We start from the raw sequence: 18,163 nt of genomic DNA, 5'->3' as shown, positions 1-18,163 counted from the left end.
TAAAAATACTAAATATATTAGCTAATTACCAAATTAGATAATCTGCATTTTCTGCATCAGGAAAGTAGCATTCTTATTCCTGGCCACCCCTTCCCTGATCCGGTAATCAAAAAACAGCTGATCTTCCCGTATTGTGCTTTCAAAACAATAGTTGCTGATCTTCTGCGGATGCGTCTCTTCCAGATGACCCAGCTCCAGGTCATGTGTAGCGATCATCCCCAGACAATGATATTGTAAAAAGTGTTCTATCAGTTTGCGGGAACCCGATAACTTATCCTCAGAATTAGTCCCTTTTAAGATCTCATCCAGCAGAATAAATACCCTCTCCCCCGTTTTCAGCACTTCCACTATCTGTTGTAACCGTAATAACTCTGCCTGGAAATAAGACGTATGCTTTGCAATGGAATCTTTAATACGCATTGATGTCATAATCCTCATAGGACTACATGCAAACGATTCTGCACACACCGGCATACCACTCAGCGCCAGTAACAGGTTACTGCCCACACTACGCAGGAAAGTACTCTTACCGCTCATATTAGACCCCGTAATGATCAGGAAATGCTGCGGATCACCTATACGGATATCATTCCGCACACAATCCTCTGCGGGAATCAACGGATGCCCTACTCCCTTTGCTACCAGTTGCCCTGTATGCTCATTTACCTGCGGGTAAATATATTCCGGATGATTAAACGCAAAAGTGGCCATACTGTTCAGCGCTTCCATTCTCGCTATTACATCCATCCAGCCCGGCACTTCATTCTGGTAACGGGCCTTCCAGCGTTCTATGGCAAAAACACAATGCAGATCATATAATATAAAAGAGTTCAGGAACACCCCCACTATCAGGTTCATACGCTGGTCCAGCGCATTACAGATACGGGCCAGCCGCTGTAACGCTACACTGGCAGAAGCTGCCTTTTCTTTATGTTCAGTGAGCAGATACGCGCCCTCAATTTCTTCTTCATTTATGAGCTTCAGCAATAAAGCAAACTTGCTGAAAATCTTCTCCTTATTGGAGATAAGCTGATGCTGCGCATTCACCTTTTTCACATTACTTCCCAGTATCACCCAGTTAATACAAAGGAAAATACTGATAGGGTAATATTCATTCGAGATGAAATAATATACTACAGAAACTATCAGCAAAGCCGGACTTACCCAGCGTACAATATTCAGCCATTTTTTCCCCAGGAATTCCAGTGGTAACTGCAACCACTTATACAAAGAAGATATATCCCCCGGCTTCTCCTTTGCCAGCATGGATTGTGCTGTCAGCAACTGCCGGAACTTAATCCTTGGTACCAGCTTGTGAATAGCTTCCTGTGTACGTACAATATCATTCACTTCCTTTAACGGTTCCTGCAGACAGTCTGCCAGTTTACGGCTCCCCATCAGCGTTCCCGTACGATTCATATGAGAATAAAGGGAGGACTGCCCGAATACATCCAGGTCCCCTGTATATGAATGCTGCTCATTTGAATATGCTTCCCCGTCCTGGAAACCAGACTGCCCCGTAGTAGCCAGCCTCCACTCCTTTTCATTCAGCTCCTGTAATGTCTTTGATAAAGTAAGATGGTCCTGCATGGCCTGGTATCTCCCCAGGATATACATAAATGCTACGGCCAGTAATACGATCGGTAATAACCAGATCGTTTCAAAATCATCCCGGAAATAAAGATATCCGCACAGCAAAGCGGCGAGAAAACAGAAGAGCCTTACCCATCCAAGCCCACTCAGACGTTGTTGTAACTGTGATATTTCAGCTTTATAATCGTTAACCTGCTGTTCGTAAATAGTGATAGGGGTCATGGGTTATTTTGTTGAAAAAGGAAGATCAGTTACGTAACTGATCTTCCGGCTATATTTAAGCATATTGTCTCTTCAGCAATTCCGGGTACTCAAGACTCACCTTCATGATCAGTTCTCCGAATAAAGTATTTACCCATGCAAACCATGGACGGGTAAATTTAGTAGGATCATTCTTGTGGAACGATTCATGCACAAAACCAGTATCCCCATCTGTATTACGTATAGTACGCAAACACTCCGCTATTTCTTCTTTATCACTGCTCGTCAGCGCCTTCATAATAATACTCATTGGCCAGATGTAATCCGGACCGGTATGCGGACTACCTACACCATCTCCGTATTTACCTTTGTAGAACCAGCAATGGAAGCTGCTCCATACAAAATGACGGGAAGCCTGGTATAAAGGATCATCTGCTGTCGTATATCCCAGGTATGGAATAGATAACAAACTAGGTACATTGGTATCATCCAGGAATAAACGGTTACCATAACCATCCACTTCAAAACCAAACATATTACCTAACTGCGGATGAGGAACGATCGCATACGCTTTGATAGCCCTGTCCACTTCATCTGCCAGCTCTGTACATTCCTTTGTAAATGCAGCATCCTTAAATACCACATCACTCATCTCTGCCAGCTGACGCAGTGATACTACTGCAAACATATTGGAAGGGATCAGGAAAGGGAAAACAGTCGCATCATCCGAAGGACGGAAAATAGATACGATCAGTCCTACCGGCTGCATAGGCGCTCCCCAGCCTTTATTAGGGGCTGTATCCGACTGGATAGGCGTATTACGCTGGAACTTGTAAGGCCCGCGGTTTTCTTTACGCTGCTGCTCCTTAAATGTTTTAACGATCAGCTTTGCGGCCTTCTGATAAGTATCATTCAGCACACTGGTATCACCACTTTCTTTCCAGTAATGGTAAGCCAGGCGCACAGTATAACAAAGGGAATCTATCTCCCATTTACGCTCATGCAGTTCAGGCTTCATTTCTGTAAGGTCCGTATCCCACTCACTGCCCGTTGGCCCTTCATTAAAGGCATTGGCATAAGGGTCTATCAGTATACATTTAGTCTGCCTGTTTACCACACCGGCAATCAGCTGTTTCAGCTTTTCATCTTCTTTTATTAATGGCAGATAAGGCCACACCTGCGCACTGGAATCCCTCAGCCACATCGCATTGATATCACCTGTAATTACAAATGTATCCGGACGGCCATTCTCCATCTTAAAACTTACTGTCGTATCCAGCGTATTCGGAAAGCAGTTCTCAAACATCCAGCCCAGTTTCGGATCGGATATCTCTTTCTTAATATTGCTGATCGCCTTCTCTACACCCACACTGCTAAACTTACGTTGCGCAGGCAGCGGACGCTTTGATACATATACTCCCTGGCTGAATACAGCCTTAGGAAACCCCAATGCTACAGCGCCTGCCAGCAGACCGCCATTCCTGATAAAATCTCTTCTAGCCACCATTTCTGTAAATTGTTTTCTATAAACGTGAACAATAAGGGTGTAAAATAAAAAAATGTACGAATATTCCACTGTCACTTTTAGTAAATTACAACTTCTGCAGCTCCTCACTGCTGCACAACACGTTAAACACCAAAAACAATATGACTGATACACCGGTTCACAAGATTCGTATCGTAACAGCAGCTTCTCTTTTCGATGGCCACGACGCCGCCATTAATATTATGCGTCGCATCATGCAGTCCAAAGGTGCCGAAGTAATCCACCTGGGCCATAACCGCTCCGCAGCAGAAATTGTAGAATGTGCCATCCAGGAAGATGCCCAGGGCATCGCCGTTACTTCCTACCAGGGAGGTCACGTAGAGTTCTTTAAATACATGTACGACCTTTTACAGGAAAACAACTGCGGACATATCAAGATCTTCGGCGGCGGAGGCGGTACCATCCTCCCCACAGAAATCCAGGAATTGCACCAGTATGGTATCACCCGCCTCTATTCCCCGGATGATGGCAGGACCATGGGACTGGAAGGCATGATCGGAGATGTCATCGACCGTTGCGACTTTCCCACTGTCAAAACGCTCAACAAACAACCGGAAGCGCTCACCCAACAGGATTATAAACATATTGCGCAAACTATTACCATAGCCGAAAATGATCAGCTTCCCGATGTACAATCCACCAAAGGCATTGTACTCGGTATCACCGGTACCGGAGGGGCAGGTAAAAGCAGTGTTACAGACGAAATAGTAAGACGCTTCTTACACCACTTCAGCAATAAAACAATTGCAGTCATCTCTGTAGACCCCTCCAAGAAAAAGACCGGCGGGGCACTACTCGGCGACCGCATCCGCATGAACGCCATCCATCATCCCCGTGCCTATATGCGCTCCCTGGCTACACGCGAAAGCGATAAAGCCATCAGTACACATATCGGGGAGATTACAGATATCTGCCGCATCGCCGGTTTCGACCTCATCATCCTGGAAACTTCCGGTATCGGCCAAAGCGATACCGCCATCACCGACTACTGCGACGTATCCCTGTATGTAATGACACCGGAATACGGTGCTGCTTCCCAGCTGGAAAAGATTAATATGCTGGACTATGCAGACGTAATTGCTATCAATAAATTTGATAAAGCAGGCGCCCTCGATGCTCTCCACGATGTACGCAAGCAATACAAACGTAACCACGGACTATGGAGCGCTAAAGATGAAGAACTGCCGGTATTAGGCACTATCGCCTCCCAGTTCAATGATCATGGTATCAACCAGCTGTTTGAAAAACTGCTGGCCATCATGAAAGAAAAGAAGGGCATCTCTTTTGGCAATGTCAAACACGAAACCAGTCAGGATACAGTCACCAAATCGATGATCATCCCGCCTTCCCGTACCCGCTACCTGGCAGAAATCACAGCTGCTATTAATGAGTATGGGCAATGGGTGGAGGAACAGGCTGCCATTGCCACTAAACTCTATCAGCTAAACGGCGCAAAAGCCCTCGTACCAGACCATGAAAGCCTGGACAACGCCATCAACGCATTGAGCAAACAACTTGATCCCGAATGTGATAAACTGGTAAAAAACTGGCCAGCCATAAAAGAAAAATATACAGCAGAATACTACGAGTTCCAGGTAAGGGATAAGATCATCAAACTCCCTCTCTACTCAGAAAGTCTGTCCCAGTCACGCATACCTAAAATAAGCCTGCCTCAGTACAACGACTGGGGAGACCTGCTCCGCTGGCAGCTTACGGAAAACCTGCCGGGAGAATTCCCGTATGCAGCAGGGGTATTCCCCCTAAAAAGAGAAGGCGAAGACCCTACCCGCATGTTTGCCGGAGAAGGTGGGCCGGAAAGGACCAACAAACGCTTTCACTATGTATCAATAGATCAACCGGCCATCCGCCTCAGCACGGCTTTCGATAGTGTAACACTCTATGGTGAAGACCCTGCTCCCCGCCCGGATATCTATGGTAAAGTGGGTAACTCAGGCGTAAGCATCGCTACAGTGGACGATGCCAAAAAGCTGTACAGTGGCTTCGATCTCTGCGATCCGAAAACATCGGTATCCATGACCATCAATGGTCCGGCCCCTATCCTCCTGGCATTTTTTATGAATGCAGCCATAGATCAGCAATGTGAAAAATACATCGCACAGCATGGATTAACAGATCAGGTAAATGCTATCATCAAAGAGAAATTCAAAGATTTGCCTAAATACAGCGGAGAACTGCCTAAAGGCAACAACGGACTGGGATTACAGCTGTTAGGGATTTCGGGAGATGAAGTACTGGACAAAAATATCTATGAAAAGATAAAAGCTCAGGCCCTCAGCACCGCCAGGGGTACCGTGCAGGCAGATATATTAAAAGAAGACCAGGCACAAAACACCTGTATCTTCTCTACAGAATTTGCCCTCAAACTAATGGGCGATGTACAGGAATACTTCATCACACAGAAAGTCCGCAACTTCTACTCTGTAAGTATCTCCGGTTATCACATAGCAGAAGCAGGTGCCAATCCCATCACACAGCTGGCATTCACACTCGCTAACGGTTTCACCTACGTAGAGTATTATCTCAGCCGGGGAATGAATATTGATGATTTTGCGCCTAATCTCTCCTTCTTTTTCAGCAATGGTATGGACCCGGAATATGCAGTCATTGGCCGTGTGGCCAGACGTATCTGGGCCAAGGCTATCAAATATAAATACAAGGGGAACGACCGCTCCCAGAAGCTGAAATACCATATTCAAACATCCGGCAGAAGCCTGCACGCACAGGAAATCGACTTCAACGATATCCGCACTACCTTACAGGCGCTCTATGCCATTTACGATAACTGCAACTCCCTTCATACAAACGCATACGATGAAGCCATCACCACACCCACAGAAGAAAGTGTGCGCAGGGCCATGGCCATACAGCTCATCATCAACCGTGAACTTGGGACCGCAAAAAATGAAAACCCTATCCAGGGTGCTTTCTTCATCGAAGACCTTACAGACCTCGTAGAAGAAGCCGTACTGGCAGAATTTAACCGCCTTACAGAAAGAGGGGGAGTACTGGGAGCGATGGAAAGGATGTACCAGCGCAATAAAATCCAGGAAGAAAGTCTGCATTATGAATCCCTGAAACATAACGGTGAATACCCCATTGTAGGAGTAAACACTTTCTTAAATAAAAACGGTTCTCCTACTATCATTCCTTCAGAAGTAATCCGTTCTACCACAGAAGAAAAAGAATTCCAGATCAATACCCTGGCGGCTTTCCACCAGCGTCATCATGATAAAAGCGCTGCTGCATTAAAAAAATTACAACACGTTGCTGTTAAGAATGGCAACCTCTTTGATGCATTAATGGAAACAGTGAAGCATTGTTCCCTGGGCCAGATTACCCATGCATTATATGAAGTAGGTGGTCAGTACAGAAGAAACATGTAGATAAAAAATTCCCCTGCATAAATACTTTATGCAGGGGAAAAAGACCGGCATTACACACGGCCGGATTTCATTGACGTGGAATTATAAAATAACTTACGTGGAATTTAATTAACGTGGAATCGATAACGTGGAATTATATAAAAGCAAAAACTTAACATGGAATCTATAAAGACATATGGAATCTATAAAGCAATTCGGAATTTATAACGGCAAAAAGTGGAATCTATAAAGACATACGGAATCTATAAAGGCAAAATGGAATTTATAAAGACAAAAAATATTTTGGTTACTACTACACTACCTTGTTCGTCGTTTTCTTAGTTTTCAAGGAAATAATCAGTCGTCGATCATTGGCATTTGCTTCCTTGTCACTTAGATTTAAATTTTGGCTTTCAGTTACTTTCGTTTCGTTACACAATCTTAATTAATATTTTGTTAATAAAAAACTTTTCAAACATCTTTTTTCAAAAATAGATACGATTAAATTTTGATATTGTCCATTTTATAATGATTATCAATACTTTAACATAAGCCATAATAAACCTCAAACAATTTGTATTTTACGCTCAGTTAGCACTTTTATATGTATACGAAAGAAATAGAAATCAGTTTATCACAATTAGCAAAGGAACTGTTAGGGCAATTGCAGGAAAAAGAAAGCAAAATTGCCATAGAGAAAACAATGGACGACCTGAGTCGTGTAATTATTTACAACGACTGGCGCTATTATGTGCAGAGCGAGCCTGTGCTTAGTGATTACGAATACGACCAGCTATATGCCTGGCTTAAAAAGCTGGAAGCTGAACATCCGGACCTGGTAAACCCCGATTCCCCCACCCAGCGTGTGGCACAGGGCCTTACCAAAACATTCCCCACCGTGCAGCACCTGGTGCCTATGCTCAGCCTGGAGAACTCTTATAATGCAGATGACCTGAACGACTGGGACCGTAAAGCCCGTGAAATCAGTGGTCTTGCAGATATTGAATACTGTATAGAACCTAAGTTCGACGGTGCCAGTATCTCTCTTATATATGAAAACGACCGCCTTACAAGAGGTGCTACCCGGGGTGATGGCGTATCAGGAGACGATATCACTACCAATATCAAACAGATCCGCTCTATCCCTCTTAACGCTAAATTCTCTGCCCATGGCATTCATTCTATAGAAATCCGTGGCGAAGTATTAATTAATAAAAACACTTTCAAGGCTTTCAATGAGCAACGCGCTACTGAAAACCTGCCACCCATGGCCAATCCGCGCAATGCAGCTTCCGGTTCTCTCCGCATGGTAGATCCCCGGGAAGTAGCTAAACGTGGTTTAGAAGCTTTCCTGTATCACATGAGTTATCACACTATGGAACAGGATGAAACCGAACCGAAAGAAATACAAACACATAGTAATACCCTCGATCTCCTTTCATCACTCGGATTCCGTACTCCTTCCAAAGAAAAGAAGGTGGTAAAGGGCATCCAGGCCGTAATAGACTACGTACTGGAATTTGAACAACTGAGAGATACCCTTCCTTACGAAATAGATGGAATGGTGATCAAAGTGAATGATTATGCCCTGCAGGACCAGCTGGGTATGACTACCCACCATCCGCGCTGGGCCATGGCTTACAAGTTCAAAGCAAGGCAGGCTACCAGTAAACTGCGTAATGTGGAGTTCCAGGTAGGCCGTACCGGTTCCGTTACACCCGTAGCCAAAATTGACCCTGTGCCCATCGGAGGGGTTACAGTTGCTTCCATTTCACTTTTTAATGAAGATGTAATAAAGGAAAAGGATTTGAAAATAGGAGATACTGTACTGGTAGAACGTGCCGGCGATGTAATCCCCTACATTGTAAAATCCGTGGCAGACCTGCGGGATGGTACTGAAGAGGATATTAAATTCCCTACGGAATGCCCTGTTTGTCACGATCCTCTCTTTAAGCCGGAAGGTGAAAGCGTATGGCGCTGTATTAATATTAACTGCGAAGCACAGGTAGTAGAACGTATGATCCACTTTGTGAGTAAAGATGCGATGGACATCCGCAGCCTGGGCGAAAGTAACATCCGTAAGTTCTACGATCTTAAACTGATCAAACACATCCCGGATATCTATACCATCGACTTTTCAAAAATAGAACAGCTGGGAGGCTTCGGACAAAAATCCCTGACCAACCTGCAAACTGCTATTGAACAGTCTAAAACCCAGCCCCTGCACCGTCTTATCTTTGGCCTGGGCATCCGTTATGTAGGAGAAACAACCGCTAAAACACTGGCCAATGCAGCCCATCACCTGCTGGATTTCCGGGAATGGACGGAAGAGCAGCTCCTGGTGCTGGAAGATATAGGACCTAAGGTAGTAGGCAGTATCCGTCACTTCTTCAGCAATGAGGACAACGTCAAAATGCTGCAGGAGCTGGAAGCATTAGGGCTGAATTTTAAAAGCACCAAATCAGACCATCATACCAGCGGTAACCTCGAAGGTCAGACCTTCCTGTTCACCGGTACCCTCAACAAACTGAAACGCAGTGATGCGGAAGAGATGGTGGAAAAGCAGGGTGGAAAAATACTCAGTGGGGTAAGCAGCAAGCTGAATTACCTGGTAGTAGGAGATGATGCCGGCAGTAAACTGGAAAAAGCAAAGAAGATTAATACGGTCAGGATTTTAAGTGAGGACGACTTCATTAACCTGATCCAATAAATACTATGGACGATAAATACTACATGCAGCAGGCTCTTCGTGAGGCCCGGAATGCATTCGATGATGGAGAGGTACCAGTCGGTGCTATAGTAGTGCTAAATGATAAAATAATAGGCCGTGGCAGCAATCAGGTAGAGAAGCTGAATGATTGTACCGCCCATGCAGAAATGCTGGCTTTAACGGCCGCATTTAACTACCTGGGAAGCAAATACCTGATGGAAGCCACCCTCTATGTAACACTGGAACCCTGCCTCATGTGTGCAGGTGCCCTCTACTGGAGTAAAATTGGCCGTATTGTATATGCAGCCCGCGACGATAAGCACAGTTACAGGAAGTCTACCGGGGATACAAACCCCTTCCATCCCAAAACAAAACTGGAACAGGGACCTGGCGAAGCGGAAAGCCTGCAGTTGGTAAAAACATTCTTTGAACAAAGAAGAGGCTGATTTATTTTGATCAAAGAGCAATTTTTTTGCAGGGCTTCGCCCTGCACCCAAAAATCTACTAAAAAAGGGTTTGAGGATACTCTCCTCAAACCCTTTTAAAAAGCTCTTCATTAATAATTATTTCTTATTCTCCATCAGTTTATTCATACCCATCATCTGGTGCATGGAATGTTCCATTCCCTCTGAAGAACCGTCCAGGAATATCACATTCCCTTTGGAATTCTCTGCAAAGTGCTTAATCGCCTCTGTCCACATAGAGAAAAGGATCACTGAGGTATCCAGGTTGGCCTGCTGCATTTCTTTAGCTGCCATAGACATACCCTTGGCCACCTCTTCACGGAACAGTGCCACTCCCATACCACGCAGCTGCGCAGCCTGACGCTCCGCTTCTGCCGCGATCTTGATAGCATTACCATCAGCTTCCGCTGCCTTGGTCTTGGTGATCAGCAATGCCTGACCCTCATTCTCAGCAGCAGCCTTCAGATTATTAGATGCCACTACCTGTGCCATCGACTTCATGATCACCTCATCAAAAGTGATATCATTCATCTGAAGATCAAGTAAATGGAAACCCCAGTCTTCCAGGGTCTTGTCAATCTGTTCTTTTACGTGTTCAGTAATGTCTTTACGCAAACCCAGCACTTCTGCCTGACGTTTGGTAGCCACAAAACCACGGATAGAGCCCTCAATGGTACGTACCAGTGCCTGCATGAAACTGCGTTCGTCCATGAACTTGAAAGCCACATTCTTAATGGTTTCTTCATCCTGGTTCCACACAGCATACAATAACATGGCCTTGAAATACACATTGGCCTGATCCACCGTAATAGCCTGAAATTCAAGCTCTACAGAACGGTTTTGGATAGAAATACGTTTGAATACTTTTTCAACCAGCGGAATTTTGAAATTAAGACCGGGGAACAACACTCGGTTATATTTCCCGAAAACGGTAGTAACTCCAATAATACCCTGCTGTATTGTCACAAAGCTGGATAACACCACCAGCGCTGCGAATACCAACAGTATATAAAGTAATACAGTACCCATAAGGAAGGATTTTATGAGTAAATATATAGTAAAGTGTGGTAATATGGAAATTACGAAAGGTGAGTGGGTTAATGGGATAGGAAGACAAACAATGAAAGAAAGCCGAGCTAAAAACACAACGAATGAAAAATAATAGCTTAGTTATATCCTTTGTTTTCTTCTGAAATAAATATAAACATCGTCCAGCTCTATCTGCTTAAGCTGATACTCCAAATGGGTCTTTAAATCTCCTGTCTCATCTTTAATTCTCTTGTACTGGCCTTTTAAGATCTCATACTGCGCAACAATCTCTTCTGCCGTAGCAGAATCACTCAGTTGCAGGATGCTATAGGCGCTTTCCTCATTTATCATAGCTAGTAGGGTTATTTCATCGAATCTTTCTCCTGAAAATGTCTTTCTAACGTTCGGTTATTCTTTCACTAAATTAGTGGAGTTTAGTTTTTGCTCAAATACCCAAGCTTGGGTATTTTTCTGAAAACCGGGGCTTAAAATCATTAAACTATGTTAAATTATTGATACCCCACCTTCCTCGCCAGCGCGATCAGCTCAGTGGTATTTCTCACTTTTAACTTCAGCCGTATATTTTTCCTGTGGGTCTCTACCGTATAGCGGCTCAGGTTAAGTACACCTGCTATTTCTTTGTTATTCAGTCCCTGTACTGTCAGCTTCAGTATTTCCAGTTCCCGCGGCGTCAGTTTGTTCTTCAGGTCATCATTATGACGGCGCAATACATCCCGCATTGCTTCCGCCAGCTGGTCATTGGTATCCATCGCCAGGGTCAGGTCCAGGAAAGCACAGATCACTTCTTTTACCTTCCCTTCTTCATCACGGGTAAACGGAATAGCCATCCCTACCAGCCAACACCAGTCATCGGTGCCCCGTCTGCGGATACGTAATACTCCGCCGAAAAGGCTCTTATTTTCTTTAAAGGATTGCTGGGCTATCACTGCAAGATCAAAATCATCCGGATGCATCACCCGTTGAAAAAAACCCAGGCCGAGCGCCGTAATTTCAGCCAGCTTATAACCTGTGGTATCCTCCATCCGCTTATTACACCAGTTCACGGTCTTAACGCTGTTCTCGTGGGTGTAAAGCATGGCAGGCACGTTATCCAGTATATTTTCAAGCCACTGGATGCGTGTCTTCAATAGTTCGTTTTCCTTCTGCAAGGAATTGAGGGAATAGTTCTGGCCCATGTCAGAGTCTGTCAACATACATTAAGTTTTATACAAACAATAGTTGAAATTGAATGGCGGGAGGTCTAAAAGCTAAGTAACTTTTACGTGTATACGAACCACAATGCGATGCTAAAGTTGTTATAACACTTAACGTAAATATAAAATAAAAAAGCATATATCCAAGGCTTTTGGTACGTGAATTGGGCAGAAGTACCTATATGTGTTTTGATATTTACCTTATTAGGCAGTAAATTTGAACACTCTTTAAACACAATATTTAAAAACAATAAAACATTAGGTTATGGCATTTACACTTCCGAGCTTACCGTATGCACACGATGCACTGGAGCCTCATATCGATAAACTGACAATGGAGATTCATCACGGTAAGCATCACCAGGCTTATGTAGACAACCTGAACAAGGCTGTTGCCGGTACAGAGAACGAAAGCAAATCTCTGGAAGAACTGGTAGCTGCTGCTGGTAAAATAAGCCCTGCTGTAAGGAATAATGGTGGCGGTCACTGGAATCACAGTTTCTTCTGGGCTATCCTCGCTCCTAACGCAGGTGGCGAACCTAAAGGCAAACTGGCAGATGCAATCAAGAGCACCTTCGGTTCTTTCGACGAATTCAAAGAAAAACTGAACGCAGCAGGTACTACCCGCTTCGGTTCAGGCTGGGCATGGCTGATCGTAAAAGATGGCAAACTGGAAGTTACTTCCACTCCTAACCAGGACAATCCTCTGATGGATGTTGCTGAAGTAAAAGGTACTCCTATCTTAGGTGTAGACGTATGGGAACATGCTTACTACCTGAAATATCAGAACCGCCGTCCGGAATACCTGAAAGCATTCTGGAGCGTTGTTAACTGGGATGCAGTTAGCAAACACTACGAAGCAGCAGTATAATTACTGATGATAAAAAAGGAAAGGGTGTATCATGAATCATGATACACCCTTTCCTTTTTTATCAATACTATTAAAGCTGCCTGATCTTCACATTCTTAAACCACGCCTCACTGCCATGGTCCTGTAAATCGATATGCCCTTTCTTCGTTGCGCCATAACCTTTAGCATCCTTCCATTTCCCGGTTTCCTTTGCTTTCTTCCACTCTGCAGAGCCCATCTCATACTCAGCAGTTTTCTGCCCGTTCAGCCAGTGTTCCACATGCCCTTTGTTCACAATGATCTTTGCATGATTCCACTCTCCTATAGGTTTGGAAGCGGCTACCAGTGGAGCGCTCATCGCATAGTTGGCGCCAGTCTTCTGCCATCCTTCCAGCTTCTCAGGAAAATTCTCATCATCTATCAGCTGGTACTCAGGACCACTCAGATAAGCGGCATCAAACTCTTCAGATGCCAGGTATATAATACCGCTGTTCCCCTTCGGAGACAGCTTCCAGTCCAGTTCTAACTCAAAATTATCAAACGTATCATTGCTGGTAAGGTCCGCACGTTTATCACTCTTATCTTTCTCACTACCCAGGCAATGTAAAATACCATCTTCTGCTACCCATCCACTGGAAGTCTTGCCTTTGTAGATATGCCATCCATCCAGGTTCTGTCCATTGAATAACAATTTCCATCCTTCGGATTTCTCAGCATCTGTTAACGTATTGGCGGTAGTGTCAGCAACAATTTCTGCTGCCTCAGCAGAATCTTCTTTTTTAATGGTAGTCGTGGTATCTTCTGTAGAAACTGTACTCTTACCACTATTGCAGGACATAACAGCCATAGCCATTACAGACAACGCAGGAACAAATAATTTCTTCATCATGATTATCGTTTTTATTTATTGATCGTTTTCAGATTCTTTGGGTCCCATTGCATGATCTTATTCTGGAAATAACTATCGTTACACAACAGCGCCGGCGCTGCTGCACGATAACCGAACAAGGCGTCTTCATGCACTTTACCTCCTGTTCTCATGGCAGTAAAGAGATTATAAAAGTGATCAAAGTGTGCGCCCTTGTATCCCTCTTCTGCGGCATATTCCATCTTCTCCGGTGGCAACATATCTTTTCTCTCATACACATACTGCTTACCACTATCCACATCTTTTTTACTTTGCAGCAAAGGATCATCTGTAGCCGCATACTCCTTGTTCCGGTACAGCGTTACTTTATCCCATTCTACCGTCATAGATCCCTCACTACCTACCATACGCAGGTAGTTGGTACCACCGGTGCCATCTACAAAATTCACACGCAAAGAAAGATTGAAAGCAGGGTGTACTTCATTCTCCGGATAATCAAACATGCCCAGCATAATATCCGGTACTTCACGCCCGTCTTTCCAGTAACGCAATCCACCGGTAGCCATGATTTTCTCCGGACCAATAGACCCTGTTACAAAATGCAGACTTGAAAACAGGTGTACGAACAAATCGCCGGACACACCAGTACCATAATCTTTATAATTACGCCAGCGGAAAAAACGCAACGGATCAAATTCACGCTTGGGAGCATGCGTCAGGTAAGCATCCCAGTCAACCGTTTTCACAGAAGCATCCGCCGGAATGGGATACTGCCATGCCCCAAACGGAGACATACGCGCCCAGAAACCTTCGGCATAATTCAGCTTACCAATAGCGCCGTCTTTCAGCAATTGTTTTGCCTTTTCATTTCCCAGGGAACTCATGCCCTGACTTCCCACCTGGTATACTACTTTCCCGTTTCGTTGCTGTGCGTCCACTACAGCAGGACCTTCCGTAATATCATGTACCATAGGCTTCTCGCAATACACAGATTTGCCTTTGTTCATAGCTGCTACGGAAATGTCTTTATGCCAGAAGTCGGGTGTGGCAATGATCACCGCATCCACATCTTTCCGTTCAAGAATTTCCCGGTAATCGCGGGTGGTATAAATGTCACTACCCCATTTCTTCTTTGCATCTGCCAATCGCCCATCATACAGGTCGCAGGCTGCTATCAGCTTTACGCCCGGCACGGTGATGGCTGTATTGGTATCAGATGTTCCCATCCCTCCTGCCCCGATCACCGCTATCTGGATCTGGTCATTCGCACTATACTTTTCTTTTACACGGGTTAATAGGCTACGCTGTTTATCTGCAGCGGTAAGAATGTTGGGTAATAAAGAAGCACCTACTACTCCCTTGGCTAATTTGGTAATAAATCCCCTGCGGGAATTTCGGTTAGAATTTTCAGGCATGCTACTTAGTTTAGTTTACAATAACGTGATGGTGGGTCATGAACTTTAATTTATAATTAAAATGCGGGATATCATAATTATAGCCATAAAAAAGCCCATCAACGATGTTGACGGGCCTGATATTTTTAAGCAGATAATCTACTGTAATAATTTCTGATAACGTTCAGGCTGATGTAATACAGCCACTGCTTCATTCACTTCATTATCCGTAGTCAGCGACTTTTCTATACGTCCTCTCTGCAGATAATAACGGTTCACTATTTCCTCTTCCAGCAAGTGTTTGATCTCTGTCTTATTCTTCAGTAAATCCTGTTTCTTATCGTGTTTCATTTTTTGTTGCAGTGCATCAAACTCCTTTGCTACTGCATCATAATACTTCTCTTTGCGGGCAGTATTCTGGAAGCTTTCCAGGGCTTCTTCACTACGGGTTTTATAACTGTAATTACGTCCGTCCAGGTAATGCATGAAATCAGAGAAATCATCCTCACTCAGAGAGAACTTACCGGCAGCTGCAATATTCGGATGCTGATAGTAATACTGTGTAGCATAATCAAATATGTACAGCTTACGGATGAGGGTTACAGCTACCTGGCTCAGCAAAGTTGGATCAACTGCATCATCAGGTTCTATACCACCACCATCTTTTACTTTACGGCCTGCGACAGTAGTAAAGGAACGGCGCATAGAATCAGGCACTATTTCAGCTTCTCCCTCTTCACTTCTGTGAGAGTAGTCAATCGCCTGTATGCAACGGCCACTTGGCGTATAATATTTGGCAGTCGTTACTTTCAGTTTAGCATTGTAAGGGAGAGGGCGGGTAGTTTGTACCAGTCCTTTACCAAAAGAACGCTGACCTACAATCACGCCACGGTCCAGGTCCTGTACCGCGCCTGCCACAATTTCTGATGCAGAAGCAGAAGAACGGTTGGTCAGTACTACCAGCGGAATTTTGGCATCTACTGCCGCCTCTTCCGTTTTATAATCCCGGTCCCAGTTCTTTACTTTCCCCTTGGTGCTTACGATCAGCTTATTCTTATCTACAAAGATGTTGGCCACCAGTACGGCCTCATCCAGCAATCCCCCCGGGTTTCCTCTAAGGTCCAGGATCATGCCTTTCATGCCGGGATGCTCCTTTTTCAGGTCTTCGAAAGACTTCTGCACCGCTTCTCCGCTGTTTTCAGTGAACTGGGTCATACGGATATAACCGATGTCGTTCCCGGTCATACCGGCATAACTCACGGGCCGCACATTAATTTCTTCGCGTAATATCTTCTTGGTAGTCTCTTCTCCTGTTACCGGGTTCTTTAACACCATGTCCAGGGAAGTACCCGGCACACCTTTCAGCAGGTGGCTGATTTCGTCCTGGTCCATTCCCAGTGTCTTTTTCCCATCCAGGGACACGATAATATCTCCTGGTCTGGCCCCTGCCTTATGCATAGGGCTTCCTTCATAAATATCGGTGATCACGGTACGCCCACTGTCTGTATTCACAGAAACCCCTACGCCTCCATATTTACCGGTAGCCATGAACTTCAGTTCGTCCAGGTTCTCTTCCGGGATAAAGTCGGTATACGGGTCCGTTTCTTCCAGCATGGCATCTATTCCCTTATGCATGAGTCTTTCCGGCGGCAGATCATCTACATAATAGGTATTCAGCTCCCTGTAAAAGGCCGCAAAAATGTCGAGGTTCTTGGCGATCTCAAAGTATTTGTCCTTGTCACTGTAGGCTTTGATACTGGTCCCGGCAACTACAATCAGTAGCACGACCAACACTACCCTTCCTTTTCTTTGAAAAAATGAACGCATAGGTAAAAGTTAAATTAATAAGCTACTGTAAGCTACAAGTTAATTGAGAATCAGAAAAGTTAAATTAAGGCACAGGATCATGCCCATGTCCGCCCCAGGGATGGCAGGAAAGGAAGCGTTTGAGGGTCAGGTAGCCTCCTTTGAATATTCCATGCTTTTTAAGGGCTTCTATGCCATATTGGGAGCATGTGGGGGTGTACCGGCATTTGTTACCCAGCAAAGGTGAAATAAACCATTGGTAGATCCTGATAAGGAAGATGAACGGGTAACTGAAGATCTTCATAATGCCGGATTATCTGGCATAGCCAGTTTAAGCACTTCTTTCTCGAGCTTCTTTAAAATTACGGAAACTTTCTCCTGTAAGAGGGAGTATGGAGCTATTTTCTTATCTGTATAGATGAAGAAAACGGCCAGCTGGCAGGAGTGTTCAGCCAGGTAGTCATAAAAAGGCTGTTTTTGCAGACGCCAGCATTCGCGTGTAAGCCGCTTTACGCGGTTACGGTCTACTGCATGGGGGAAGCGTTTGGTAGAAACAGTGAAGCCAGCCTGAGCGGGATACTTACTGCCAGGGTGATCTACCCGCATAAAAAGTACACGGTAGGGAAAAACAGAAAACGCTTTTCCTTCCCGAAAAAGCGTTTCAATGAGTTTTCTGCTTTTTAACCTTTCTTCTGTGTTAAAAGAATAAGTTTTTATGGCAAGTCTGATTTATCAACCCAATAGCGATACAATTCCTTCTATCAAGATCCAGCCTCAAAGCCTGCCAGCACTATATGCTATGCAGTGACGGGGCTGATCTTATTTCAGCTTCCGCTCGTCAGAAACTGTTAATTTCTTACGTCCTTTAGCTCTGCGGGAAGCTAATACTTTACGGCCGTTAGCAGTTTCCATTCTCTTTCTAAAACCATGAACGCTCTTTCTGCGTCTGTTGTGCGGTTGAAAAGTACGTTTCATTTTAATATTTTATTTTTACCTGTACTATACTAAACACTTTCCCGTTTTGCGGAAGCCTGTTTTTAAAACGGAAGGCAAAGGTAGGGAAAAATCTGAAAAAGCAAAGGGGAATTTAAAAAAATTGCCCCGG

At 44.5% G+C, this 18,163-nt stretch carries 15 protein-coding genes; 4 read left to right on the top strand and 11 right to left on the bottom strand.

Annotation, left to right across the window (positions count from 1 at the left end; genetic code table 11):
• Window positions 1-33: 33 nt before the first annotated feature.
• Both BMW86_RS12005 and BMW86_RS12000 read right to left on the bottom strand, forming a co-directional pair.
• Complete coding sequence (locus BMW86_RS12005; RefSeq protein ID WP_089782005.1) at window positions 34-1,815, bottom strand: MutS-related protein; 1,782 nt, start codon at window positions 1,813-1,815, stop codon at window positions 34-36.
• Window positions 1,816-1,870: 55 nt separating this feature from the next.
• A complete protein-coding gene (locus BMW86_RS12000) occupies window positions 1,871-3,301 on the bottom strand; it encodes a glycoside hydrolase family 125 protein (RefSeq protein ID WP_089782004.1) in 1,431 nt (476 codons plus the stop codon).
• Between the two features lie 140 nt (window positions 3,302-3,441).
• On the opposite strand from BMW86_RS12000, the gene BMW86_RS11995 reads away from it, so the two are divergent.
• The 3 genes from BMW86_RS11995 (at window position 3,442) to BMW86_RS11985 (ending at window position 9,879) form a co-directional block, all read left to right on the top strand.
• Complete coding sequence (locus BMW86_RS11995; protein ID WP_089782003.1) at window positions 3,442-6,744, top strand: methylmalonyl-CoA mutase family protein; 3,303 nt, start codon at window positions 3,442-3,444, stop codon at window positions 6,742-6,744.
• A gap of 583 nt (window positions 6,745-7,327) precedes the next feature.
• A complete protein-coding gene (gene ligA / locus BMW86_RS11990; protein ID WP_089782002.1) occupies window positions 7,328-9,433 on the top strand; it encodes an NAD-dependent DNA ligase LigA in 2,106 nt (701 codons plus the stop codon).
• 5 nt (window positions 9,434-9,438) lie between these two features.
• A complete protein-coding gene (locus BMW86_RS11985; protein ID WP_089782001.1) occupies window positions 9,439-9,879 on the top strand; it encodes a nucleoside deaminase in 441 nt (146 codons plus the stop codon).
• Window positions 9,880-9,996: 117 nt separating this feature from the next.
• Here BMW86_RS11985 and BMW86_RS11980 read toward each other — a convergent pair whose 3' ends face one another.
• The 3 genes from BMW86_RS11980 to BMW86_RS11970 form a co-directional block, all read right to left on the bottom strand.
• Window positions 9,997-10,926, bottom strand: a complete 930-nt coding sequence (locus tag BMW86_RS11980) for an SPFH domain-containing protein (protein WP_089782000.1) — start codon at window positions 10,924-10,926, stop codon at window positions 9,997-9,999.
• Window positions 10,927-11,067: 141 nt separating this feature from the next.
• Window positions 11,068-11,277 carry a hypothetical protein gene (locus BMW86_RS11975; RefSeq protein ID WP_089781999.1) on the bottom strand — a complete coding sequence of 70 codons (210 nt, stop codon included), beginning with the start codon at window positions 11,275-11,277 and terminating at the stop codon, window positions 11,068-11,070.
• Between the two features lie 158 nt (window positions 11,278-11,435).
• On the bottom strand, window positions 11,436-12,140 hold the full coding sequence (locus tag BMW86_RS11970; RefSeq protein ID WP_089781998.1) for a helix-turn-helix transcriptional regulator: 705 nt from the start codon (window positions 12,138-12,140) through the stop codon (window positions 11,436-11,438).
• A gap of 265 nt (window positions 12,141-12,405) precedes the next feature.
• On the opposite strand from BMW86_RS11970, the gene BMW86_RS11965 reads away from it, so the two are divergent.
• Complete coding sequence (locus tag BMW86_RS11965) at window positions 12,406-13,011, top strand: superoxide dismutase (RefSeq protein WP_089781997.1); 606 nt, start codon at window positions 12,406-12,408, stop codon at window positions 13,009-13,011.
• Window positions 13,012-13,081: 70 nt separating this feature from the next.
• Here the strand turns inward: BMW86_RS11965 and BMW86_RS11960 are convergent, their stop codons facing one another.
• From BMW86_RS11960 to rpmH, 6 genes are all read right to left on the bottom strand, one after another.
• Window positions 13,082-13,879, bottom strand: coding sequence for a 3-keto-disaccharide hydrolase (locus BMW86_RS11960; RefSeq protein WP_255372906.1), 798 nt, complete (start codon window positions 13,877-13,879; stop codon window positions 13,082-13,084).
• A gap of 11 nt (window positions 13,880-13,890) precedes the next feature.
• Window positions 13,891-15,273, bottom strand: coding sequence for a Gfo/Idh/MocA family protein (locus BMW86_RS11955; protein WP_089781996.1), 1,383 nt, complete (start codon window positions 15,271-15,273; stop codon window positions 13,891-13,893).
• Window positions 15,274-15,411: 138 nt separating this feature from the next.
• Window positions 15,412-17,079 (bottom strand): S41 family peptidase, encoded by a 1,668-nt coding sequence (locus BMW86_RS11950; protein WP_089781995.1) that lies wholly within the window; start codon window positions 17,077-17,079, stop codon window positions 15,412-15,414.
• Window positions 17,080-17,143: 64 nt separating this feature from the next.
• A complete protein-coding gene (yidD, locus tag BMW86_RS11945) occupies window positions 17,144-17,362 on the bottom strand; it encodes a membrane protein insertion efficiency factor YidD (RefSeq protein ID WP_157302902.1) in 219 nt (72 codons plus the stop codon).
• The gene (locus BMW86_RS11940) at window positions 17,359-17,775 is read right to left on the bottom strand and encodes a ribonuclease P protein component (RefSeq protein WP_089781993.1); all 417 of its coding nucleotides are present in this window, start codon (window positions 17,773-17,775) and stop codon (window positions 17,359-17,361) included. The genes yidD and BMW86_RS11940 overlap by 4 nt, the downstream gene beginning before the upstream one ends.
• Window positions 17,776-17,877: 102 nt before the next feature.
• Entirely contained in the window at window positions 17,878-18,033 is a 156-nt protein-coding gene (gene rpmH / locus BMW86_RS11935) for a 50S ribosomal protein L34 (protein ID WP_012788729.1), read from the bottom strand.
• Between the last annotated feature and the right edge of the window lie 130 nt (window positions 18,034-18,163).

The sequence above is a fragment of the Chitinophaga sp. YR573 genome (genome assembly GCF_900110995.1).
Lineage (GTDB): Bacteria > Bacteroidota > Bacteroidia > Chitinophagales > Chitinophagaceae > Chitinophaga.
Note: the sequence above shows the minus strand (reverse complement) of the source record. Positions and strands in the feature narration are given on the sequence as shown.